This window comes from Bacillus sp. V3-13, assembly GCF_002860165.1.
GTDB lineage: Bacteria > Bacillota > Bacilli > Bacillales > Cytobacillaceae > Bacillus_BJ.
This window is the reverse complement of the sequence record NZ_PGUZ01000059.1, coordinates 1-23,791: the sequence shown is the minus strand read 5'-3', so window position 1 is coordinate 23,791 and position 23,791 is coordinate 1. Positions and strand designations below refer to the sequence as shown.

The 23,791-nt window shown below is 41.1% G+C and carries 21 protein-coding genes and 2 pseudogenes; 1 reads left to right on the top strand and 22 read right to left on the bottom strand.

From position 1 onward, the window contains the following. Positions 1–44: 44 nt before the first annotated feature. From CU633_RS18510 to CU633_RS18425, 18 genes and pseudogenes are all read right to left on the bottom strand, one after another. The gene (locus CU633_RS18510; RefSeq protein WP_101662055.1) at positions 45–1,040 is read right to left on the bottom strand and encodes a sugar ABC transporter substrate-binding protein; all 996 of its coding nucleotides are present in this window, start codon (positions 1,038–1,040) and stop codon (positions 45–47) included. A 50-nt stretch (positions 1,041–1,090) separates the two neighbouring features. Continuing rightward, complete coding sequence (locus CU633_RS18505) at positions 1,091–2,047, bottom strand: ABC transporter permease (RefSeq protein ID WP_257959039.1); 957 nt, start codon at positions 2,045–2,047, stop codon at positions 1,091–1,093. Between the two features lie 69 nt (positions 2,048–2,116). Next, complete coding sequence (locus tag CU633_RS18500) at positions 2,117–3,601, bottom strand: amidase (protein WP_101662054.1); 1,485 nt, start codon at positions 3,599–3,601, stop codon at positions 2,117–2,119. A gap of 64 nt (positions 3,602–3,665) precedes the next feature. Then, on the bottom strand, positions 3,666–4,898 hold the full coding sequence (locus tag CU633_RS18495) for an alanine racemase (protein ID WP_101662053.1): 1,233 nt from the start codon (positions 4,896–4,898) through the stop codon (positions 3,666–3,668). Positions 4,899–4,922: 24 nt separating this feature from the next. Then, positions 4,923–6,059, bottom strand: coding sequence for an ROK family protein (locus CU633_RS18490; protein ID WP_219620974.1), 1,137 nt, complete (start codon positions 6,057–6,059; stop codon positions 4,923–4,925). A gap of 416 nt (positions 6,060–6,475) precedes the next feature. After that, a complete protein-coding gene (locus CU633_RS18485) occupies positions 6,476–6,874 on the bottom strand; it encodes a VOC family protein (protein WP_101662105.1) in 399 nt (132 codons plus the stop codon). A gap of 133 nt (positions 6,875–7,007) precedes the next feature. Continuing rightward, positions 7,008–7,682, bottom strand: coding sequence for a GntR family transcriptional regulator (locus CU633_RS18480; RefSeq protein WP_101662052.1), 675 nt, complete (start codon positions 7,680–7,682; stop codon positions 7,008–7,010). 118 nt (positions 7,683–7,800) lie between these two features. After that, positions 7,801–9,474: a ribulokinase gene (locus CU633_RS18475; protein WP_257959036.1), complete on the bottom strand. Its 1,674-nt coding sequence runs from the start codon at positions 9,472–9,474 to the stop codon at positions 7,801–7,803. A gap of 94 nt (positions 9,475–9,568) precedes the next feature. After that, positions 9,569–10,903 carry an MFS transporter gene (locus CU633_RS18470; RefSeq protein ID WP_219620973.1) on the bottom strand — a complete coding sequence of 445 codons (1,335 nt, stop codon included), beginning with the start codon at positions 10,901–10,903 and terminating at the stop codon, positions 9,569–9,571. Between the two features lie 154 nt (positions 10,904–11,057). Next, positions 11,058–11,849, bottom strand: coding sequence for a cyclase family protein (locus CU633_RS18465; protein ID WP_180955029.1), 792 nt, complete (start codon positions 11,847–11,849; stop codon positions 11,058–11,060). A gap of 45 nt (positions 11,850–11,894) precedes the next feature. After that, on the bottom strand, positions 11,895–12,371 hold the full coding sequence (locus CU633_RS18460; RefSeq protein ID WP_180955028.1) for a PPC domain-containing DNA-binding protein: 477 nt from the start codon (positions 12,369–12,371) through the stop codon (positions 11,895–11,897). Between the two features lie 265 nt (positions 12,372–12,636). After that, entirely contained in the window at positions 12,637–13,854 is a 1,218-nt protein-coding gene (locus CU633_RS18455; RefSeq protein WP_101662048.1) for an MFS transporter, read from the bottom strand. 41 nt (positions 13,855–13,895) lie between these two features. Beyond that, positions 13,896–14,954 carry a BtaManbiosPhlase gene (locus CU633_RS18450; protein ID WP_101662047.1) on the bottom strand — a complete coding sequence of 353 codons (1,059 nt, stop codon included), beginning with the start codon at positions 14,952–14,954 and terminating at the stop codon, positions 13,896–13,898. A gap of 16 nt (positions 14,955–14,970) precedes the next feature. Further along, positions 14,971–15,468: pseudogene (locus CU633_RS18445) on the bottom strand (DUF1861 family protein); the annotation flags it as partial. Further along, a complete protein-coding gene (locus CU633_RS18440; protein WP_257959032.1) occupies positions 15,357–16,727 on the bottom strand; it encodes an alpha-glucosidase in 1,371 nt (456 codons plus the stop codon). The gene CU633_RS18440 and the pseudogene CU633_RS18445, both read right to left, overlap by 112 nt. A 30-nt stretch (positions 16,728–16,757) precedes the next feature. Beyond that, positions 16,758–17,588 carry a carbohydrate ABC transporter permease gene (locus tag CU633_RS18435; RefSeq protein WP_101662045.1) on the bottom strand — a complete coding sequence of 277 codons (831 nt, stop codon included), beginning with the start codon at positions 17,586–17,588 and terminating at the stop codon, positions 16,758–16,760. After that, positions 17,575–18,453 (bottom strand): carbohydrate ABC transporter permease, encoded by an 879-nt coding sequence (locus CU633_RS18430; RefSeq protein WP_101662044.1) that lies wholly within the window; start codon positions 18,451–18,453, stop codon positions 17,575–17,577. Before CU633_RS18430 ends, CU633_RS18435 begins: the two co-directional genes overlap by 14 nt. Next, on the bottom strand, positions 18,453–19,775 hold the full coding sequence (locus CU633_RS18425) for an ABC transporter substrate-binding protein (RefSeq protein ID WP_101662043.1): 1,323 nt from the start codon (positions 19,773–19,775) through the stop codon (positions 18,453–18,455). Before CU633_RS18425 ends, CU633_RS18430 begins: the two co-directional genes overlap by 1 nt. 385 nt (positions 19,776–20,160) lie before the next feature. On the opposite strand from CU633_RS18425, the gene CU633_RS18420 reads away from it, so the two are divergent. Next, positions 20,161–21,192, top strand: a complete 1,032-nt coding sequence (locus CU633_RS18420) for a LacI family DNA-binding transcriptional regulator (RefSeq protein WP_101662042.1) — start codon at positions 20,161–20,163, stop codon at positions 21,190–21,192. A gap of 52 nt (positions 21,193–21,244) precedes the next feature. Here CU633_RS18420 and CU633_RS18415 read toward each other — a convergent pair whose 3' ends face one another. From CU633_RS18415 to CU633_RS18400, 4 genes and pseudogenes are all read right to left on the bottom strand, one after another. After that, on the bottom strand, positions 21,245–21,772 hold the full coding sequence (locus CU633_RS18415; RefSeq protein WP_101662041.1) for an AAA family ATPase: 528 nt from the start codon (positions 21,770–21,772) through the stop codon (positions 21,245–21,247). A 300-nt stretch (positions 21,773–22,072) separates the two neighbouring features. Further along, positions 22,073–22,225, bottom strand: a pseudogene (locus CU633_RS23450) (recombinase family protein); the annotation flags it as partial. 398 nt (positions 22,226–22,623) lie between these two features. Next, on the bottom strand, positions 22,624–23,202 hold the full coding sequence (locus tag CU633_RS18405; protein WP_101662039.1) for an imm11 family protein: 579 nt from the start codon (positions 23,200–23,202) through the stop codon (positions 22,624–22,626). Between the two features lie 18 nt (positions 23,203–23,220). Then, positions 23,221–23,791, bottom strand: a 571-nt coding sequence (locus CU633_RS18400; RefSeq protein ID WP_180955027.1) for an AHH domain-containing protein, incomplete at its 5' end; no start/stop codon positions are given.

Here is a 23,791-nt window from a genome sequence, read left to right as displayed (position 1 = left end):
TGAAGAAACGATATCTATCTATTACACATCTTCAAACAATCAAATTATTTACCTTTTTTCTCCCATTGAGGCCCGGTTACAATTTTTGATTCTTGAAGAACCCATGTCCTTCCCTCATTTTGTTCGGTAATTTCCTTGCCTTTTAGCACATCAACTGCGGTTTTGATAGCCAATTTCCCTTCATCCAACGGAAGAATATCAACCGTTGCAAGCAGTTGACCTTGTTTAACCGCTTCCAAAGCAGGGGCTGTCCCTCCAACACCGACTACAACCACATCATTTTGCTTCTGGGCAGCTATAATCGCATCGGAAGCACCAAGTGCATTATCATCATTATAGGCATATACACCATTAATTTCTGGATTTGAAGTCAAAATATTTTCCATAACTGACATGGCTTCGGCACGAGATGTAGCAGATTGAGTGGCAACGACTTCAATATCCGGGTATTTCTTTAAAGCTTCTTCGAGTCCTTTAGTCCGGTCTATCGTTGTAGAAGCACCAGGAATATGCTCGATAACTGCAATTTTCCCTTTTCCGCCCATATATTCAAACAGGGCCTCGCCCGCCTTTACACCAACCTCTATTGCAGATGCACCCACATGTGTAACGGTTTCGCCCCCGTTAACCCAGCGGTCGAAAGTAATGATAGGTATCCCGGCATCGTTAGCCGCTTGCACTGCAGGTGTCAGCGGGTCCGCTTCGACCGGATTAAGGATAATTAAATCTACTTGTTTTGCGATAAAATTCTCAACCTGGGATAATTGGGTAGCGGCATTTGCCTGGCCGTCTGCAAATTGCACCTCAACATTTTGTTGTTCCGCTTCAGCAAAAATACCATCTTTAACATTAACGAAAAATGGATCAGACATTTGGCTTAGTGTAACACCGATAACATACTCTCCTTTTTTTCCGGAATCTTTTTCACCGGTACCGCTGTCTGAACTTCCTGCTGAATCATTATTTTTTGAACAACCGACAATCAGGAGCAAGGCTAAAATAAAAACGGAAATGATTTTAAAACTCTTTTTCATACGCATTGAAATTCCCCTTTATAATAGTTTAGTATTTTTCATCCTTTTACATACGGTTACTTCTTCCTGCTGGCAATCAAAACTGCGGCAAAAATGATTACTCCCTTCACAACCTGTTGAAGATAGGCGTTTACATCAAGAAGGACCATCCCGTTACTGATCACACCGACAATCAATACGCCAAGAAGGGTACCTCCCATACTGCCTGTCCCGCCTGTTAATTTTGCACCTCCGATCGCAACGGCAGCAATTGCCTCTAATTCGTAACCCATTCCTGCAATAGGCGATGCTGAGCTTAAACGGCTGGTCAGAAGGATTCCAGCTAATGCTGCCAATCCGCCACTTAGGGTATAAATCATGATTTTTAATTTATCTATTTTTATCCCTGCAAGTTTACTAGCACTTTCGCTAGATCCAATTGCAAAAGTATGGCGGCCAAATTTCATTTTGGATAGAAGAATCCATCCCAATAAAATCACGACTGCAAAAATAACAACCAACACTGGAACCGGTCCGAGGTAACTTTTACCGATTCCAAGGAGAGTGGAATCAATAAGCGAAATCGGTTGGCCGTCTGATAGGATTAGTGTTATTCCGCGGATAATGGTCATCGATGCCAATGTAACAATAAACGGCTGCACCTTTCCTATTGATATTGCAATTCCGTTGGCCAAGCCGCAAACAATGCCTGCCAACAAAGCTACTGCAACCGCTATAAAAGCACCTTCAGATTGCAAGCTGACCATCACAATGCCTGCAAAAGCGAGTACTGCTCCAACAGACAGGTCAATTCCTGCCGAGATGATCGCAAATGTCATTCCAACGGCTATTACACCGACGACAGTTACTTGTCTAAGAATATTGATCAGGTTTACTTCCGTTAAAAAAACGGGTGACGTGAACGACATAATGATCAGAAGCAAAATAAATCCTGCAAAAAGCCCGTATTTGTTTACCAAATCCAAATATGAAACATTCCGGGCCATCGGTTTTTCCACTGCCTTGCTTTCCATTCTTACTCACCTCTGCAGTTGTCTATTTATAGTTCCTCACCCTATAAAAATGAGGATGAATCCGTTTTTTTAGAACAATGGTCTGTTTTCAACCAGCTTGTAGATATCCTGCCATGGGTTGATTCTTTCATATGCCGCACTTGCAGCCAGGACAGCTTCATCAGCATTCCTTCTGCCGATAATCTGTAAACCGACTGGAAGATTGTTCTCCGAAAGACCCGCCGGTATTGACGCTGAAGGGTGGCCGGTAAAATTGGTGAAGTAAGTCAGACACCATCCTATTAAAGGTTCGACTTCCTCTCCGTTGATCATTAATGGCCCTTTTGTATTTCCATCATCCGTATTTTTCACCGGATGGCAGGCTAATGTAGGTGTGAGAATCAGATCATAATCTTCAAACACATCCTGAATGGCATCGTAAACTTCGGATCTCATTTGTTGATCCCTGATTAAATCATGAAGCGTCATCCGGTCGGCAATTTCATACCATTCGATCAATTCTGTTGGCAGATCCTCGCGGTGATCTTTTAGAAGGTCACGCCCTTGCTTTTTGAAATTTTCGAAAGTTTCCACGCTCACAATACTAATTAAGCGGCACCACAACTTGCTGAGTTCAAGATGATGTCTTTTGATCCCTACCTTAACTTCTTCAACATGAGCACCTAAAGCTTCAAACTTCAATGCGGCTTGCTTGACTATTTTTTTGATCTCAGGGTCAACCGGAAATGCTCCAAAGTCCGGGCTATATGCAATTTTCCAACCTTTAACTGGAAGATTGAGAGATTGGGTATAATCGATTTTTTGATCTAAACTGTATGGGTCTCTTGAATCGAAACCGGCCAGGACATTTAATCCGATCGCTGCATCTTCCACAGTCCGGGTCATTGCACCCTCGAAAAGAAACGGCGTTGTAGCACCAAATGCATTTGGTCTGGATATAAACGGAATGCGGCCGAAGGAAGCTTTATATCCATATAAACCGCACCAGGCAGCTGGTATCCTGATCGATCCCCCGCCGTCTGTCCCCTCTGCAATCGGAACCAGCCCATCCGCAACGGCAGCAGCGCCTCCACCAGAAGATCCACCAGAATTTCTTGTTAAATCAAACGGATTGCGCGTCGGGCCAAACAGAAAGTTATCACATGTACCGCGGAATCCCAAAACCGGGCTATTCGTTTTCCCTACGAGGATCGCACCTGCCTGTTCCATTTTTTGCGAGTAAATATTGAAATTGTTGGACATATTATCTTTCAACGCCTTAATCCCGCCCATTGTGTTCGGCCAGCCCGGATATTCAAACAAATCCTTCATTGCGGTTGGAACACCATGCAACAGACCCAGTTTTCCTCCTGAGTATAAAGCGCTTTCAGCTTGCTTAGCCATTTGCCTGGCATGGTCAAAAGCAAAATACACAAATGCATTCAAACTCTGGTTTCTTTTTTCAATGCGCTGTATCGTGGAATCTACAATTTCGACTGGTGATAATTCACGGTTTTTGATTTTCCTGCTCATTTCAGCTACTGACATATAAGCCACTTCATTATTCAAAACCATTTTATTAACCATCCTTTCTAAAATAGCGGCGCTTTTCGTTCGATAACAGCAGAAAACCTAATCTTTATTCCAGGCCGCCACCGACTCTGTGGCCTGCCCAATCCCATACTCCCACTAAACGCGGTGATTGAGTTGATAATCCTTCTACTACAGCTGTATAAGCCCTGGTCATGAACATCTGGGTGCGAAATCCGAAAACAACGGTGTCGCCAACAGAGGAATGATGACCATTGGAATCCAATATTCCATGATAATCAATCGAAGCAAATTTACCGCCTCCCCGTGCACCAATCCCCTTCCAAATAAATTCTTTTTCGAGGATGTTCTCAGGTCTATTACCCACTAATGCTTTTCTGATAAATTGATCACGCGTTGAGACCGGTGGATCATCAATGAAAAAACCGCCCCCGTAAACGTAAACTAGTTCATTCCATTTATGGGATATCTCCGATAAATAAATCATCGATGGTTCTTCTTCCAGATCCTCATCAAACAAGTGGAAGGTGCTTGACCCGGTTAAGGCGGATCCTGGTTCGACATGGGTTACTCCATGCTTGGCGAGAAATTCCATTGTGTTGCATGCCGTATTCCCAGGTGCATTTACTTGCCAGATTTCGATTCCTTCCTTGCGGAGAATTTCCTTTGCTTCGATTAAAGAAAACAAGTTTTGTGTCGCTATAGGCTCTCTTCCGTCTTGGTTGTAGGCAAGAGCAGGAAATGAAGTTATGCCCGCAATTTCTATGCCCGGCAGTTTGTTGATTTCTTTTATCGCCGCCGGAAGTTCGTCCAAATAAAACCCGCCTTCCATTCCAGGGAATAAAGTGTCCTCCCGGGAATGCACCCGTAATAAAATCGGCTGCTTTACTCGCAATCTATTGGCGTGTTCGGATATTTGCTTTGCTTTTTCCACACTAAAAACGGTGATTACTTCCGGACGGTAGGTGCCGATAATTTTTCCCAGCTCGAAGTGTGGAGTTTGTACCAAGTTGCCGAGATGGCCAAGACCAATTCCATTTCTGTGCAGGATTCGGGCATCTTCCATACTTACAGAAACAGTTTCTTTTGCTCCAGGTTTGGTAATTCTTCTAAAAAGCTCTGCATTGCGCCCATGCTGCTTTGTCATAAAGTACAATTTTAGATTATTTGCCTCTGCTGCTTGCCTGAGCTTCTGTCCGTTTTTGGTAAAGGCATCTGCGTCGAAAACATAAGTATTGGGAGGAATATCTCCAGCCTGGTGCAATGCGACAGTCGTTTTAATCAGTTCAGGATTACGCTTAATTGTACGGTTAAGAAACATTTGACTACTTCCCTTCTCTTTTTATTAATCACCCAACATATTAAATCCCTCTATCTCCTTGAATGCATAGGCAATGGCACCCAAACCGCCGGCATCCCCTCCCAGTGTAGCGAGCCCGATCTTCGTCTTTATAGGAGTAAGCCGCTCGACGGACTCTTGAATTTTTTCGATGACAACACCCATTGACTCGGAAACGCCCCCGCCAATGATGACAAATTCAGGGTTTAACAGATTCACGACATTGGCAATATTGATCGAGAGCTGCAAGATAAAGTTTTCAATAATTTCCGTTTCAGCCTTGCTGCCTTTTGCATATTCAGTGAAAAGCCGTTCTGGCGGGTTGCAATGTTTTTGAAGCGCGCTCCCGGATATTTTTTTCTCGAACACTCCAAATTCGCCCAACTTGTTTTCCTGTCCCTCTTTTATGTCAGTTTCACTGATGTTATAGGCGATTTCCCCGGCTCGGCTGTCAAACCCCTGAATTAATTCGCCATTGGCAACGATAGCGCTTCCAACTCCGGTGCCAATCGCTATAAAAAAGATGTCATCGGAATTTTCTCCCGAACCGAGCCAGCGTTCACCCAGGGCCGCACAGTTAACGTCATTATTGATAAAAACCGGAAAATCGAAATTCGCTTGCATTTCGCTTTTCAATTCCAGGTTGGTCCATTTAAGTGCAGGGGCATCTACAACTATTCCATCTTTGGTCGTTATCCCCGGAACACCAACTCCCATTGCAATTACGTCACTCTCTGATAGTCCCGCTTTATGTATACTTTGTTTGATGATCTCGATAATTTTGTCAGTGTTACTTGTAGTTGGGAATTTTTCTCGGAATTCAATCGAGCCGTCAAGATCCGTAATCACAACAAGAATTTTTGTTCCGCCAATATCCAAGCCGATCCCAAACGCAGATTTTGGATTGAATCCGAGCTGTAATCCTCTTCGGCCTCCTTCACTGGTTGAACTCCCATAGCCTAATTCGACAACGAGCTTTTTTAAAAGAAGTTCCTCGACAATAGAAGAAACTGTCGATCGGCTCAGCTTTAATCTTTGCGCTATTTGCGCCCTGCTTAAAGGCTGATGTGATCTTATCGTATCGAGAATGAGCGATCGATTTATTTTTTTCATAATATCTAAATTACCTTTGAGTGTATCCAATCGAAAACCTCCTTTCTTGTTTGTTTGTACAGAGAAAAAACAAACAAGAAATAATAAAATAAAAATGCAACTAACCTTTATTCGTTAAGCGCTCACAATTTAGTTTGTATAAATCTATTAAGTTGCCATTTTTATTTCTCCTTTACAAATAAGGGACCTGCGCTTGCATCCCGGAACTTAAATTCGTTTAGTTTGTTCATTGTCGAAACTAATTGTTTAATCTTATATTTTCATTTTGCGTTCAAATTGTCAATACTTTTTTAAAATTTTAAGTTTTCAATATAAAATTAGGATTTATAGTAGTTTGATAGTGTTTTTTCAAGTAAACGTTGAAATCAAAAGTGAAAGTATCAATTAATGAAAAAACGGAATGCAAACAAATTTAACGCTAATTTGTTGCATTCCGTCCATGATTGTTATTTACCGTAGCCCGGGGGTTGAAAAAGCTCAAGTAATTCTCCGTCCGGCCCTTTTAAAAAAATATATTTCGCCCCGTTTGTTAAAGTCGTTATTTCTTCGTCAATAAAAATAACCTCATGTGATTGGAGGCGTTCAATCTCATCTTCAATATTGTCGACTGTAAAAGCAATATGATGAACCTTTCCTTCGTCGGGTAAATTCCCTTTCGCACCGAAAACAAGCTCAACACAAATTTGATCACTTTCTTTAATACCCAAAAATGCTAATTTAATAGAAGGATCGTTATGATCGATTCTGTCCAGTAAATCTAATCCCAAAACGTCTTTATAAAACCCAATAGACTGTTCTAAGTCTTTGACCATTATACCGACATGTTCAAATTTTTTAATCGCCATTTTCTTGCCTCCAATGAGTGTTAACATTAAAAAAAACGAATAAGGCTTATGATTAAAGCTGAGAAGTTCCTGAATGCTTGCAGGGACTTTCAAACTTCATTTTTTCTCCATCATCCTGATTGTCTAATTGGATCTAATCGGATAAGCCTTGATATGCTTTACGAATACGCTTCCAGTGGTTTTGTGTAATTTGTCTGGCGAGTTCCGCATCGCCCGCCTTAATTGCTTCCAAATTGGCGCGGTGTTCTCTGGTCGATTGTGTCTTGTCCGGGGTTGATCCAGCTATTAAAACCAGTCGTGCAAGACGTAATTTCTCGTGTACACGTTGAAGATTTTCGACGAGAAAAACATTTTTACAAAGGGCATTCAACGCAGCATGATAATGCTCGTCTGCAACAATCCATTTATCTGTGTTATTTTCGGTAAGAGCTTCCTCCATTGTTTTGATATCGTTTTCAAGTTCTCCGAGTTGGACATTCGGGTCTGAAGCCACCAAATAAGCCACCATACCTTCAAGTCCTTCTGCCACCTCATACCACTGAAACAATTCTTCTTTTGACAGGGTTTTGACAAAAATACCTTTACGCTTAACCGTCTCAATTATATCTTCTGCTTTTAAGCGATTAAGGGCTTCCCGGACAGGGGTCCGGCTCATGCCAAGCTGTTCTGAAAGTTCCGTTTCAAGCAGCGGATACCCGGGCCTTAACTCCCCATTTGCAATGGCTATCCGAATAGCTGAATAAGCTCGATCCGCTGCGGTTGTTTTCTTTTTTTTAGAGTTCTGGTTTTTAATGGTTAGATTATTCATATTTATAATATATCAATTCAAAACCCATTTGTATACATATATGGATTTTTTGTAGTTCATACAAAACAATTAACAGCCAAAATATTTGATAAAGTCAGTTCTTTCGCCATCCACTAAATTAGCTGTAACTGCCCCTTGTGCCAGTCCTAATAGCCTTTAAATTCTTCATGACATTGAACTTTCCACGTCCAAACGCTTCGTAAAGGATGCAATACTCCTTGTATAACTCGTTATAGATTTGACAAGTATCAGGATTCGGTTTAAATAGCTTCCGGGATAAACTGCTTAAATGAACTGACGCTTCTTCTATACTATTATAGCCCCCCCTTTCTTCTCCGGCTGCAACAGCTCCGAGAATAGCCGCTCCGATGGCAGGTGCATAATCAACTTCGTTAACATAAATGTTTTTACCCGTGACATCTGCAAGGATTTGAATGAACAATGGGTTTTTTACAGCGACCCCTCCACATGCGTGAATTTCATCAACCAAAACAGCATGATTTTCAAATATTTCAATTATTATACGGGTTCCAAATGCGATAGCTTCCAAAAACGCACGATATATCTCTTCTGGTTTTGTAGACAAAGACAAACCGACAATGAGCCCGGATAAATCTCCATCCATAAGCACTGACCTATTTCCATTTAGCCAATCTAAAACGAGAAGACCTGTGCCTCCGGCAGGAATTTTTTCAGCACGTTCTGTTAATACTTGATGGAGATTGGCGTTTTGCTTGTCAGATTCCGAAAAAAGTTTTGAAGTGGATACAAAGTTACGAACTAGCCATCCCAACATATCTCCTCCAGCCGGTTGGCCTGCTTCGTACCCAATATAACCAGGAATGATTCCCCCATCAACCGCTCCCGGAATGCCAGGAATGGTTTTCTTTGTTTCTCCCAAAAGCATGTGGCAGAACGAAGTACCCATCACAATAACCATTTGCCCGGGGCTATCCACACCGATTGCAGGCACACTGGCATGCGCATCAATCGTAGCTACAGCAACTGCTGTATTCTGTGTCAATCCAATCTGTTCAGCCCAATAAGGGCTCAATAATCCGGCGAACGAACCGACATCCATTACGTTATTAGGAATCTTGGTGCCAATTAAATCGCTCATCCTTGGATCTAACAATTCAAGAAATGTCTTTTCCGGATAACCATCTGTGCGATCCCAGCACGCTTTATATCCAGCTGCACAGGCATTTCTTGTGTGGATTCCGGTCAACTGCCAGACTACCCAATCTCCAGCTTCCACAAAATGTGCTGCAGCTTTATATATTTCTGGTGCTTCCCTTAAAACCTGTAGTATTTTGGGAAGCATCCATTCTGCAGAAACCTCCCCGCCATACCTTCCCAAAAAGCTTTCCCCTCTAATTTTTGCGAGATGATTTAATTCATCTGCATATGGCTGGGCAGCGTGATGTTTCCATAGCTTAACATAGGAATGAGGATCATCTTTCCATTCAGGCAGCATGCATAAAGGCGTCCCACCCTCAAGTACGGGAAGAATAGTACTCGCAGTAAAATCGATACCAATCCCGATTACTTCCTCAGGCTTTATCCTCGCTTCCTTTAGAACTTTAGGTATAGATTCGCGTAACACCTGCAGATAATCGTCTGGATGCTGCAATGCCCATCCATCCGGAAGATGAGAACCATCTAAAAAATCTCCTTCAATAACACCATGCGGATAAGAAGTAACATCAGTACAAACAATCTCTCCAGTTTTAGCTTCTAGCAGCAACACTCTTCCAGACTCTGTTCCAAAATCAGCGCCAATAACATACACGATATTTCCCTCCCTGCCGGTTCAATCTATTAAAATGGAAATCTATAAAATAAAGTGGGGTTTTTCTTCCCCACTTACAATCTGCTCACTCGTATCAATGCATATGAGGAATTTGTTTATCGCCGATCCCGGTACTGGAATCCTGATGATGCCGCTCCTTTCGGAAGAGAAGAATCAAGCAGGTACATAGGATGAGAGCTCCACTTAAAATGAACAAGCCGCTTGAAGTAGACCCCGTAACCTCTTCAGTAAAGCCCATCATGTATGGACCGAAAAACCCTCCGAAATTACCGATGGAATTGATTAAAGCGATTCCAACCGCCGCTGAAGAACCAGCCAGAAATCGATTCGGAAGTGACCAAAAAGGTGCAAAAAAGCTGAAAAGGCCCATAGTTGTTAAGCTTAACAATACAAGAGAGATAGCCGGATCCTTAATAATTGCACATCCTGCGAGACCAATCGCCCCGATAATCGGAGGAATGGCAGCATGCCAGCGTCTTTCACCTGTTTTATCAGAATGCATTCCCCACAGGATCATCGTAATTCCGGCAAATATATAAGGAATCATGGTAAGCAGCCCGATTTGAGTACTGGATAAATCCGATGATAACCCCTTAATAATTTGCGGCATCCAGAATCCGATTCCGTATAATCCAAAATTGATCGTTATATATACGAGGGCTAAATGAAGAACCTTTCCGTTTGTAAAGACTTTTGCAATCGAATGTTTTTCTTGTGGTTTTTTCATACTCTTTTCTTTCTCCAACTCAGCTTCAAGCCAGGCCTTTTCTTCCTCAGTCAGCCATTTCGCCTGATGAGGACGGTCAGTCAAATAAAAAAAGGTGACAATCCCCAACAAGATGGCAGGGAGCCCTTCCAGGACAAACATCCAGCGCCATCCTTCCCAGCCAAACCAGTGGATGTTGTCCATGATCCATGTTGACACAGGTGCACCAGCAATATTAGATACCGGCAAAGCCAGATAAAACAGAGCATAAGCACGGGCCTGATCTTTCGTTCGAAACCAATAAGTAATATACAGGATAATTCCCGGGAAGAATCCCGCTTCAGCAATCCCAAGCAAAAACCGTAGAATATAAAGATGTGTTTCATTTTGTACATAGCCTGTAAAAACAACAACAAGTCCCCAGGATATTAAAATACGTGCAATCCATTTTCTGGCCCCGAACTTATGGAGCATAATATTGCTTGGTATTTCGAAAATGACATATCCGAGAAAAAAGATACCAGCGATTAAACCAAAAACCTCACTTGACAAAGCCAAATCTTTGTTCATATCAAGTGCAGCATAGCTTAAGTTAACCCGGTCAAGATATGCAATGATGAACAATACAAATAGAAACGGAATGATTCTTTTCGTGACTTTACGGACAGTTTGTTCCTCAAGGTAAGCGTTTTCATTAATCAACGCGGCGCACCTCCATATGTGCTATAGAATTGAATTGCATTTTTTTTGCGGGACTTTTAGCAATGAAAGCTAAAAGTCCTCTTCGTCACTTAAAAACTATTAAAATCATATTTAGCAATTCTACGGAGCGCTTCCCGGAAAAATAGATAAACAGTTATTCTTCAATAGCAACTACAGTGACAGGGGCACCAATACAATCTCTTGCAAATAACGGAAGTGCTGTAAGTTTGACACGTTTGCTGGTTATTTGGTCAAGGTTGCATAAAGCCGCAATAATATATCCTTGCTCGTGCAACGGCCACGAAGCCGCCCAATCAATCCATGATTTATCTCTTGTGTAATTCTTCAAATAGATTTTAGCCGTTTCTGAAGGGAATGGAGGCCGGAGCCACTTTGGAAGGTCCACCCATTCTTGTTTCATATGCTTCCAGCCGCAAGAACCAACATAAGCCACATCAATCGCGACCGTATCACTGCCCTTACTTTTCATTACCTCGGTTAACCGGATTGATCCTGCTTCACTGAAGTGAGGTGTTCTAATCGCATAATCGTCTCCCAATTTCTCAAAGCGGCGATCATTCCCCCATCCGGTTCTGATTAAAACAATATCACCCTCTTGATAATCCGGGTCAGACACTACATATCGATCAATATCCTCAGGAATAATTTCTTCTTCCGCATCTTTTGGAATATCAATGACGACCGCCTCATGGTTTACGAACTTATTAAAATCGATCTGCCCAATCGTAGGTGCCTGTTCATCAATCGTGGCCGCCATCATTAATCTTGTTCCAGTTTCAGAATGAAGTGAAATGGCATCGATACGCACTCCATTGTCTTCTAACGTAACAATTGGCTCCTGCCGGAACGGAGCATCCCAAGCCCAAACATTCCCTACTGGCATCCCAGGGTACAGTGGAAGTGTAAGATTTGTAACTTTCGTCATTTTTGAAACCCCTTTCATTTTTCAGCAAATTAATATGTTTATTTTTCAATCAACCTGGATTTGCCATAGACCAGTATCTGCTTCATGTCGACGGACAACATGGTCTATTCCTGAAAGCTTCGCAATAAAGATTTCTGCTTGCGTCCAAATCTTCCCTCTAAATAAATGGCCTGCCATCGTTTTTGCCCCATCCTGGGACACAATAAGATGAATATGGGCTTCGACTTGATCTTCCTTCGGAAAAAGGTTGCCTGCCCCACCTACGATTTCAACCGGCCGTTCAAACGCATACGAATCAATTTGATCTGCACCTTCGTATTCCCTCACAATCGGTAGCGTCGTATCAACTCTCGGATTTCGGAATGCCCCCTCCTTCAAGGTTCCCAGCATTGAGACAATCACACCGTGGGTAATCCCCTCCTTAGCAGCAAATTCCTCGATGCCATGAATCAAATCAGTATCAGGTTTAAGCCGTAAAACATAAACCTTTTCCACACTCCCACCTGCAGCCATATAATTCATCCAGCTCCTCCTCCTTTTTAAGTTGTAACTATCACAAATCAAATATATCATTCGAATACTTATATGTATACATATAAGTATAAAATAATTCTAAAAAATTTTTAAATTATCAAAATATAGGAGTAAAATCCTGTTTTTATGTAATAAAGAACCTAAAAAAACTGGATAGTCTTTTTAGACTTTCCAGTAATAAATATAACTGCTTCCGGGTCTTCTCTCTGGGCTGACAAAAGATAATACCCTACCTGTCTTGTTGTCTATATAATTAGCTTGTAACTGCAAGATTGGACTTTTTGTTCCAGATTAAATAAAGCAGTGGGATCATAATAATATAAATAACCGGAAAAACAGCAAATGAAGTCGATAAAAGATCTTGAATTTCAAATGTGCTTCTCATCCAAAGAAAAATACCGACCCCCAGCATTCTTCCAACGCCAAGGGGGATTTCTCTTATAATAATATAGTCCAACCGTTTCTCTTTATATTGTGGATCTTTTTCAATTGCCTCGTATAATAAGGCATTCATAGAAATGTATATCATGTTGGAAGTAATCGGTTTTAGAATCGTAAACAATATCAATGTTAAAAGAAAAGGCGCCATCGATAAGAAAATTGATGCCAATGACAAACCGATCGCCCCTATTGCGAAAATCGGCAATCTCAGCTTTGGCGAAGAGGCTTTTGCTAACCACAAAAAGGCTATAATGCTGACCAATTCTGCAAGAGTATTAAAGATTCCCAGACTCATTTCGCCCCCTGCGACCGAATAGATCATCATGGTAATTAAAAAGGTTTGATAAACGCCTGAAACGATACCGTCGCCAAAGGATACGATATACATCCCTTTCCATTCCCGAGTCGGCTTTCGAAATACTTCCATTAAGTAGCTAACTTTTTGAATCGGTGACCCTTCTACCTTCATCGAAGCGATCATTGCCAAAAAGTAAAAGATAACAGATAGACCAAAAACTAAATAGTACCCGGTAGTTCCTGTAAATAATTCGATAATAAACCCTGCTAGAAGAGGTCCGGCTAATCCACCAATCGTCGCTACGATTCCCTGTGCATACAAGAAGCGGTCTCTTTTTTCATTTGTTGTCATGTCAAGAATAGCCATATGCGCACCGACACTGTAAAAGCTGATAGCCAATCCCATTAACGTGCCTAATAATATGACGTATGAGCTTAACGAGTCTTTTAAAATCAACATCAATAAGTAAGTCAAGATATGGCAAAGGATCCCCAATCTTAACGATGCCATCGGGGTCGTTTTTCTGGCAAACCAGGCACATAAGCTGAAGCTTGCTAAAATTGAAAATGATAGAAAAAAAGAATACATGGCCAACAGCGAAAAGCTTGAATCAAGCTTCCACAAAAATACATTTAAAAAAATGGCTGACAAGGCAGAGGCAAAAGCAAAAAAGGCGTTCATCACCAAATAATAGTTAGCTTCTTCTGAAAATATTGTAAATAGACGTCGCATAATTACTCCCTGATTTCTAGCATTGTGGGGCCTGACCCCTATTAATAGTATACCAATGAGTCTAAAATGTCTGTTAAGCTTAGTTCGGCACAGGCCATCGAAGTGTCTGCTACACCATAATACATTTTAACAATATCTCCTTCTGTAATGGCACCGCAAGAAAACACAACATTTCCAAAAAACCCGTCCACCTCATAATCAGCCTCAGGCTCTAAAATCGGCTTCTCTGACCGGGCAATTACCTTAGTTGGATCCTGAAGGTCGAGCAATACAGCTCCCATACAGTACCGGTCTTCTTTTGAAGCCCCGTGATAAAGCTCCAGCCAGCCCTTTTCTGTTTTAATCGGAACAGCTCCACCTCCAATCCGTCCGTTATCCCATAAATCTTCCCTTAACCCTAATAAATATTGATGGTTTCCCCAGTACCTAAGATTATCAGATTCTGCAATCCAAACCTCCGGGGCTCCTGTTGCTTTAGGAACAGGACGGTGTAGGGCATAATACTTGCCATTAATCTTTTCAGGAAAAATAAGCACATCTTTATTTTCCGGTGCAAAAATCATTCCAAGATGCTCTGTTTTTGCAAAGTCTTTTGTAGAGACTAAAGATTCGCCAACTCCCTTGGGTGAAACAGCACTAAAATAGATGTAGTATGTATCGTCTATTTTTGTAATACGGGGATCTTCAATACCAAATGTCTCGAGCTGATTGGAAGGATAAATAAATGGTTCGGGATCAATGGAGAAATTCCGGCCATCGATACTGCGGGCAATCCGCAAATATGATAATGAAGTTAAGTACGCAAATCCATTTCCATCTTTTTTCAAAATCACACGAGGATCAGAAAAATCATAGCGTGGATCTTCTTTTTGTATGGAAATAATCTCAAGCTCTTTTGTATCCGGGTTATATACAGGAGCCTTCACTGTTTCAGCATCTGCACTAATCGGCCTTTCCGCCACCCTAAGCACCATAATTGTTTCATCTTTATACTTCGTTACACCTGCATTAAACGCTCCAATTACTTCAAAACCTTCATGGTAGACTGTTATATCTTTTGGTGTAACGAGTGGATTTTCTTCATAACGGTAAGTTTTCATGTTGACATCTCCTAATTTATTCGAATCTTACAAATGGATCTTTAATCGTTAATATTTGTGCTTCCGCATCGCTAATTCCGGCATAGAGCTTTGCTGTACCCTCTTCGTTGCGTACCAGTCCGCCGCTAAAAACAACATCAACAAGATCCGGCCGTTTGGATGGTCCATCCAAGAAATTGTCTCGAACTGCGATCAGTTCGATATCCGAAAAGTTTCCTGACTCTGGATCAAATACAAATGACATTGGATAATAGTGTCGGTTACCTTCTTCATCAAAGCTTGCAATATGGCCAAGAACGCCGAGAAGACCATTCTTTAAAAGGTGAATCTCATTTGCTCCACCCCATTCTTCCTCAATGAACTGGTCTTGAAGTAAAGGTGCATCATTAATTGCAGCCACCGTCAAATCGTCCAGTGAGCCAATTTTCGTAAAACCGATCTTCCCTCTTCCGCCCTTCTCTCCCTGCGGTCTGGTGAAGACGCCGATTGAGCCGTCTTGCAATTCCGCCAGGCGACAGTTGAAAAGCCTCCATACTTCGAGCCGTCCCATTGCATCGGGGAACGGGATTTATCCCGGTTCTTTTCATTCGCCAGCTTTAGGGCTGTTTTTTCATCATTACCATTATTAACGGCAAGCTGATACGCAGTAATGCCTTGAATATCACGCATTTGTTCGATACTCAACGCTTCAAAGTTAGTCATGCCGATTTCTTCACCGTAATAAATAAATGGAACACCCTTTGCACTGAGCATTAGCATCGCAATCAGTTTGGCTTTATCTGTTCCACCTTCATTTCCCCAGAAACGGGATAAATAGCGGGGCATGTCATGGCTTCCAAAGAACAGGGTTGGGATCTGATCGTTTCGATATTGCCTCTCCATTTCCTGAAGCTCGGTAAAAATCCTATCAAGGTCAAAATTTTGGATGCTCCCTAAATTGAAATTAAACACGACGTCAAGCAATCCGTCACCGCAATAGTTTTTAAGAAGCTCTAAATCCTCTGAACCAACCTCTCCGACAAGAAAAAGGTCACCGTTTTGTTTCACAAACGAAGCAATTTCTGCAATAACAGAAAGTACACCCTTCTGGTCTTTATCATATTGGTGGATTTGCTCACCCGTTTCCTCATTGAAAGGATTGTCAGTAAAATGGTTTTGGACGGTTAGAAAATTGATGACATCCAGCCTGAAACCATCAATGCCTTTGTTGATCCAAAATTTCATCACATCGTACATCGCTTGCTTGACTTCTGGATTGCTCCAGTTCAGATCAACCTGCTCTTTGGCGAATGCGTGATAATAATATTGTTCTGTTTGTTCATCCCACTCCCACGCCGGTCCACCAAAGAAAGACTCCCAGTTGCTCGGTGGTTTTCCTTGAACTGGGTCCTGCCAAATATACCAGTCCCTTTTCGGGCTGCTTTTTGAAGAGCGCGATTCTTTAAACCATTCATGTTCGGAAGACGTATGGTTCAAGACGAGATCTGCTATCACTTTAATCCCTCTGGCATGCGCTTCTTTAATAAACAGTTCAAAATCCTCCATTGATCCATAATCCGGATCAATCGAATAATAACCGGAAATATCGTACCCGTTATCAATTTTCGGCGATGGGTAGAAAGGAGTCAGCCAAATCCCGGTAATGCCCAACTCCTTCAAATAATCGAGCTTCGAAATAATTCCCTTAAAGTCACCGATTCCATCCCCATTCCCGTCCATATAACTGGGCATATAAATCTCATAGAATATGGCTTCTTTCCACCATTGCTTCATTGCTGAACCCTCTTTTCGTTTGATCGTAGTTTACTTAAGTGTGAATTGCATTCCCTCTTGGAACTTCTTAGAGAAAATAACGAAAAGAATGATAATCGGAACCGTTAATAAGACGGATGCGGCATACATTGGGCCAGGGTAGCCTCCGTAAGGGCCGAACATTTGCGAAAGTAGAACGTTCAAGGTTAATAAGTTATCACTGCGGACTACAATCATATCCCATAGGAGCTCTGTCCATCTTTCCATAAATAAAAACAGGAAAATAACCGTTGTAATCGATTTGGACATCGGCAGTACAATCTTAAACATGATTTGCAATTCAGACGCTCCGTCAATTTTTGCCGCTTCAATAAACGAATCTGGAATCGCCCTGAAAAAGTTTGTGTACATAAACACAGCCCATAAGCTTAACGCTTTTGGCAGAATCATTCCGAGATAGGAATCGTACAATCCAACCTGTTGCATAATTAAAAAGGTTGGTACTAATAAAATGATCCCGGGGAAGAACATTTGAAACAGAATCACGTTGTTGACCGTGTTTCTTCCTTTAAACGAAATTTTCGCCAGAGCATAGGCAATCATAACTGCAGATACCATCATTAAAAACGTTGATGCGGTAGAAACGATTATGCTATTAAAAAATGCTCTTACCCACGGCCGGGGGATTACAGCTTCCCCGCCGCCAAACAGCCATTCATAGGAACGCAGTGTAAACTCAGTAGGAATCAGCTTCCGGTCGACCTGTGTCCAATCTGCGAATGAATTTAAAACCATATATAAATATGGAAAAACCATTACAATGAGCAACAAAATGGCTAAAGTGTAGCGCAGAAACAGTGATTTATTCTTAGACCCAACCATTTCGCTTCCCCCACAATTCTAATAATTTTCGAATAATAAAGATGGAGATGAACGTTACGATAGAGGCAATAATAGCTACAGCAGAAGCATAGCCGGCTTGCAGATTAGTGAATGCCTGCGTATAAATCTCCATTTGCCATGTATTTGTAGCATAGTTTGGTCCCCCGCCGGTTAATTGGTAAACTTCAGTGAAGATACCAAACGTGACACCGATTGATAAAATCAACACCGTATAAAGAGAAGGGTACAGCATCGGAAAAGTGATTTTCCAGAATCTTTGCCATGGAGCAACTCCATCAATCGCTGCTGCTTCATATATATCCTTGCCAATACTTTCAAGGCCCGCGACAAAGATCAACGCATAATAACCTGTGAATTTCCAGGCAATGATAAAGGCCACGATGAATAAAGCAGCAAAAGGAGTTCCCAGCCAGTCGATATGAATATTAAGCTTCCGCAAGAATTCATTTAACGGGCTGTTATAAGAGAGCAGCCCTTTTGCAATAAATGAAGCCACAACCCCTGATGATAAGTAAGGCAGGAAGAAGCCGACCAGGAATATACCTTTAAAGCGTGGCAGTCCCTGGACAATTACGGCTACCGAAATAGAAAGAATTAAAACTAACGGTACAAACACAGCCATAAATTTAAAAGTAACAAAAAAGGCCGCTTGAACACCCGGGTTTCGGAATGCCTTCATAAAATTCTCAAAACCAAGCCACTCATAGGTTGGCGCAATTAAATTCCAATCAGTAAATGATAGATATAAAGACCATATTAAAGGGATAGCAAAAAAGATTGTTGCATATATAAGGTAAGGACTGGTAAATAACCAGCCCAAACCATTCATTCCTTTCGTTTTCATTACTTAAGCTCCCCCTCGATCGCTTCCTTCATGGCTTTCCAGCCTTTCTCAGGATCTACTTCTCCTTTCACAACAGGGTTGACTGCATGTTGGCCAATATGAGTTTGCAGCTCATTGTATTTTGGATTATCCATGGAAGGTATCCCATTTGGTACTGCTTCCGCATAAGGCTTTAACTCTGGATGGTTTTCAAAGAACGCTGTGAATGCTTCATTTGTTGATAAATCATCACGTGCGGGTGGAAGGTTCGTCTTCTCCAGCCACTGCAGGTCATTGTCAGGATTTGAGTAAACCCAATCGATAAACGTGATAGCTGCTTTCTTCTGCTCGTCCGTTGCGGATGCAAATATAACAAGACCCTTTGCATCAGCAAACGTTTTTACGTTGTCCGGGCTTACATTGTCAGGAACTGGAGGTGGCGCCAATGTAAATGTTTCCCCATATTTCATTTCCGGAAATTTCTCTGCCCAATAGCTGAATGTCCAAGGACCGATATCTGTGAAAATCCCTAATCCACTTTCAAAAGGATCTGTCGATTCTTTGACAAGGATACCATCTCGTTTTTCAAGGTCCGCCATGAAGTTTAAAACGTTTAATCCTGCTTCGTCCTCAGCAACAAATTCATTACCTTCAATAAAGTTATTCCCTTCAGACGCTGCATTGTAGAGCATAAAGAAGTCAAACCAGCGTTTCCATGCAGTTGGATCAGCCAGATCCGGCTTTGCCCATACATATTTATCCGGATATTTTTCTTTCAGCTTCGTTGTCATATCCAAAAATTCACTATAAGTTTTTGGCGGCTCATTGTAGCCAATTTCTTTTAGAACATCCAGTCTCCATCCAAACAGCATTGGGTTAGAGTAGATTGGCAGAACATATTGATTACCGTCAGAGAAAATCCACGATTTGACTGTTTCCTCCATCTGGCGCCCTTCAACGATTTTATCCCATCCTTCAAGCTCATTTAACGGAGCAAGAGCTTTACTGTCGGCAAGCTGGGCAGCAAAACCGCGATTGATATTTTCAGAGATTGTTGGAGCGCTTTTTCCAGCAATAGCTGACTGAATGCTGGCCTCAGAAGTAGGACTTTCTTTAATTTGGCTGACATTCACCTTTATGTCCTTATGCTCCTTTTCAAAAGCTTCGGCCACTTCTTTCCAATAAACCTGCTGAGTAGGGTTTGGAGCTGCCCAGAATTCAATGGTTGTAACGCCGTCTTTTGTCGTTTCTTTATTGTTGCTGTTACCAGTTGAACACGCTGCTAACGCCGAGACAGATAAACTTGCTGCGAGAAGCATTGATGCTGCTTTTTTCCACTTCATATGTATTCCTCCCAAATTATAATTGGCTTGCTATTTCTGTAAAACTTGAATCTAAAAACTTCATCTTTCATTGTTCAAACTTTCAAAATCACCTCCAAAAATGTACACTAATTAATAGATTCCATTTGATTCACATCAGAGAATGATAGCGCTGTCATTATCTTCGAAAAAATAAAAGTCATATGACTAGGCGAATTACATTTTATTTTGTAACTATGCTTGTAAACCTTACAAATACATTATTACACCTTGCATTATGTATAGTCAATGTGTTTTTTGTGTAAATTTTTAATCATTTATCATTTACAACCTTTTAAGGTTTCTTGTATAGTTATATTGTAACGTTACAATTACATGACAATTATCAACAGAAAGGGAACTTAGGATGAAAAGTAAAGTTTCGATGCAGAGTATAGCTGATCGTCTGAATATATCCAAGAATTCCGTTTCCCAGGCTCTAACAGGGAAACCGGGAGTAAGCGAAGAAACAAGAAAATTAGTATTAGCTACCGCTAATGAAATGGGTTATGAATATCCAAACAGAAGAAAACAAAGAGAAACAGCCAGTAAAAATATTGCATTAATCGCTTCTGAATTTGCTTTTTCCCAAAAGGGCTTCTTCGGTGAAATTTATCTCAGCGTAGAGAAAGAATTGCTTTCAAAGGGAATGAATCTTACTATTCAGTCTATAACTCCCTTTGCCAGAGATCATCTGATCTTGCCTCCGTTCATCGAAAACCGGACAGTCGATGGAGTACTGATACTGTCCCACATTAGCAACGAATACATTCAGAAAATTATACATACAGGAATTCCAACGGTTTTAATTGATCATCATGACCCTGCACTTACTGCAGATGCAATCTTAACAAATAACCGTTTCGCGGCTTTCAATGCGATCAAATATTTGCATGAACTCGGCCATACAAGCATTGCTTTTGTTGGAGATACAAGCTTTTCCCCCAGTTATCTGGAGCGTTTGGAAGGGTATTTAATGGCGTTTAAGAAGCTCGGACTGGAGGCTAAAGATGAGTGGATGATTACGAGCATTAAAGAAACTCCTGAAGAAGTTGAAGCGGCCATAAACGCTCTTGCCGATCTGCCGACCGCCTGGTTCTGTGTCAACGATGGATTAGGATTTTATGTTATGTCCAACCTTCAAAAGAAAGGCTTGCAGGTTCCAGAGGATGCTTCTGTATGTAATTTTGATAACGGCCAGTTATCTAAAATAGCAAATCCCAGAATCACTACAATGGACATTGACTTAGAGTTTTATGGAAAAAAAGGATTACAACAATTATTATGGCGGCTGGAAAATCCAGAAGAGCCCCATCAGGAGATTCTGTTGCCTGCAAAATTAGTAAAAAGAGAATCGACAGGTGCCGTACCTCGAATTCAACAAAAAAGGCAAATCTGATTTGCGTCAGAATTGCCTTTTTTATACGTCTAATATGCAATTAATGTTCACCTTATAGTTTAAAGGAAGGGTCCGTCTTAATATTGGAAATAATAGCAGGAAGATCTTCTGTCGTCATTCCACTCGTATTTAAAATAAACCGTGCTTGCAGCTCTGAATCCATAAATTCATCGACTAAAACTAAACATCTTTCCTTCATTTGAGCGTTTGGACTCCTTAACGAATCTCTTTTCAACAGCTCTTCTTTGTCTGTCATCAAGACGACATATACGAGTTCGATATTCCTGGCTTGAAAGGCTTCTTTTAACATGGCAGCATCGGCGGGAAAAGTTATATAATCAATCACGACATCCATATTGGCATCCAGAAAGTTGTTACAAAGGCTTATGATATTCTTCCAGATTAATGCGGTCAGTTCTTCGCTTTCCCATGGAGGAACGTATCCACCCGCCACCATATGATCAATTAAGTCACCTTCAATATAGGCACTTCTTTTTAGACTTTTGCCAAGTTTTTTTGTTGTTGTCGATTTCCCAACCCCTGCCGGTCCGGAAATTAAGTAAACGGTTCTTTTCTCCATTGGAAACACTCCTGTCCGGTTTACCCTACTTTTACAATTCTTTGAATTTGTTCTTGAACATTTCCAGCAACAAGTCCCCCATGATAACAAATCACTGATTCAATCTCGTAGTTCAGGAACTTCCCGACAGATTTAAGAGCTAGGTCCATATCCAGCGTAGTTTGCTGTACCGGCCCTCTTAATTTGCCTTCGATTGATATTAAAGCATCTGCCGCGACCAGTGTCTTGCTTTGTTTTAAATATAGATTGATGTGACTGGATGTATGTCCGGGTGTATAAATGACTTGGATTCCTCCACAAACTGGCAGTTATGCCCTCATCTCTAAAGATATTTGTCAAATTAAAGCCATGCTCTTCACAATATGCTTTTATCTCCTCTTCTTGATATTTCAAGCTATATCCATCTCTTGCTTGACCTTGAGTCGAGACTCGTATATACCCAACAACGTTCAACTTTTCACCCTCCCGTTACATAAATTTTACTTGCTGTAACTTTTACATTTCAGCCTCTGAATCTGCTTCTGTGAGATTGTATGAGAACGGTTATTTGCTGACAAGAGGGGCTTCCAATTTATTTGCTTGAGGTCCGTTTTTCAATCCCAACTTACTTGCATGAGGTACTGAATTTGAAATAAGGCCTATCTGCATTAGTTTTCTAAAATCAAAAAACAACGTGCATGAGCTACTGGTATTCAAATATGCCCTATTCATTGATCTACTGATTCAGTATGCCTTTTTAGCGCACGAGTTTCGATTTAGGACGTTCTAATGTTCAGTGAATAGGAGAATTTAGGGCTAAAGAAAAAACCTTGGCTAAGCACTATGCTCAACCAAGGAAAATACTGTTACCATTATGTTATTTCTATTTCCCAAAAACCAAACCCTGACAAATTAGATTTTTCAATCTCACTTTTCAACCTTTCTGAGACAATTATAAAATTCTTACTTTCATTAAGTCTAAAGATATCTGGCTCTTGAATTAGTGCACTCCGATTCATAACCAAATTCCTAATTACTTTTATCTCTTTCGGATCGTCATCCCATGCAGTATAGTCGGTTTTCTCCCAGTTCATAGCGGAAATTGATGTAAGAACATTGACAACATTGGCTTCTATTATCAAGTCCTTATTTGCTTCGGAGGTAATTGATACTTGAAAAACTTGGGCATCTGCAATAAACCTCCTTACTACGTTCAATCCATTGACGGAAAGAATTAACCAAGACAGGTTATTAGGTATCAGATCTAATAATACCTCACCTTTTTCATAAAACAGTCTGATACCATTGTTCCAGTTGTTAATTTTTTGTCCTCTCCATAACGCCCTTAAATCAAAACCTAACAGTTCGTAATTATTTATTACAATGGGACTTTTCCCTTCGGGTAACATATCATCCTTATCATTGCTGTAGACCAGTCGATAGTAGCGCAACAGACAATCATCCTTTCATTATTTCCCATATGGATCGAGTTTTCCATCAAGTAGCTCTTGTTTCATTTTCCTTAATTCAGCTCTTACAGTATCCTCCAACTTATCAGTTCCACCATAGCGATTGTACACAGCATCCAATCTATCTTGCACTTCTTGGTGATATTTGTTGGTATGTCTACCTCTATGGTTAGCCAAGTCAACTAAGTTGTCAATGTCCTTACTAACATTTATCCCCGTTTCCTTAAAGGCAGGATGATTCTTGAAGTCAAATTTCTTGCTTTTATCAGTGGCGATATGGTGCTTTTCAGTTTTACCCGATACCTTAGCAAAGAATTGCAAGTCCAATTTCAAACCAGTAGTCCCTATATCCACAGGCCTCAAATTAACTCCGCTATTATCTGCAACCACCGCAGCCGGTTTTGCAACCTTGCCCACTTTGGTCACATTTGAAAGGCCTTTTGTTCCTATAAGGAGTGATGCTATTTCAAATGTGGCTCTGCCAGCCACTCTGGATCCGGAACTTTCGTCTATATACTTCCTGGCATCTGAAACAATAGTTTTCGCAACATTATACTTATATTTGATAAGT

Bases quoted from the DNA above. Each gene is read 5' to 3' on its own strand.
- CU633_RS18460 (WP_180955028.1), bottom strand. From the start codon at position 12,371: ATGAATTATATGGCTGCAGGTGGGAGTGTGGAAAAGGTTTATGTTTTA.
- CU633_RS18415 (WP_101662041.1), bottom strand. From the start codon at position 21,772: ATGGAGAAAAGAACCGTTTACTTAATTTCCGGACCGGCAGGGGTTGGG.
- CU633_RS18495 (WP_101662053.1), bottom strand. From the start codon at position 4,898: ATGTTTCTTAACCGTACAATTAAGCGTAATCCTGAACTGATTAAAACG.
- CU633_RS18465 (WP_180955029.1), bottom strand. From the start codon at position 11,849: ATGACGAAAGTTACAAATCTTACACTTCCACTGTACCCTGGGATGCCA.
- CU633_RS18425 (WP_101662043.1), bottom strand. From the start codon at position 19,775: ATGAAGTGGAAAAAAGCAGCATCAATGCTTCTCGCAGCAAGTTTATCT.
- CU633_RS18435 (WP_101662045.1), bottom strand. From the start codon at position 17,588: ATGGTTGGGTCTAAGAATAAATCACTGTTTCTGCGCTACACTTTAGCC.
- CU633_RS18510 (WP_101662055.1), bottom strand. From the start codon at position 1,040: ATGCGTATGAAAAAGAGTTTTAAAATCATTTCCGTTTTTATTTTAGCC.
- CU633_RS18500 (WP_101662054.1), bottom strand. From the start codon at position 3,601: ATGGTTTTGAATAATGAAGTGGCTTATATGTCAGTAGCTGAAATGAGC.
- CU633_RS18450 (WP_101662047.1), bottom strand. From the start codon at position 14,954: ATGAAAACTTACCGTTATGAAGAAAATCCACTCGTTACACCAAAAGAT.
- CU633_RS18440 (WP_257959032.1), bottom strand. From the start codon at position 16,727: ATGAAGCAATGGTGGAAAGAAGCCATATTCTATGAGATTTATATGCCC.
- CU633_RS18480 (WP_101662052.1), bottom strand. From the start codon at position 7,682: ATGAATAATCTAACCATTAAAAACCAGAACTCTAAAAAAAAGAAAACA.
- CU633_RS18485 (WP_101662105.1), bottom strand. From the start codon at position 6,874: ATGGCGATTAAAAAATTTGAACATGTCGGTATAATGGTCAAAGACTTA.
- CU633_RS18455 (WP_101662048.1), bottom strand. From the start codon at position 13,854: ATGCGACGTCTATTTACAATATTTTCAGAAGAAGCTAACTATTATTTG.
- CU633_RS18430 (WP_101662044.1), bottom strand. From the start codon at position 18,453: ATGAAAACGAAAGGAATGAATGGTTTGGGCTGGTTATTTACCAGTCCT.
- CU633_RS18420 (WP_101662042.1), top strand. From the start codon at position 20,161: ATGAAAAGTAAAGTTTCGATGCAGAGTATAGCTGATCGTCTGAATATA.
- CU633_RS18505 (WP_257959039.1), bottom strand. From the start codon at position 2,047: ATGGAAAGCAAGGCAGTGGAAAAACCGATGGCCCGGAATGTTTCATAT.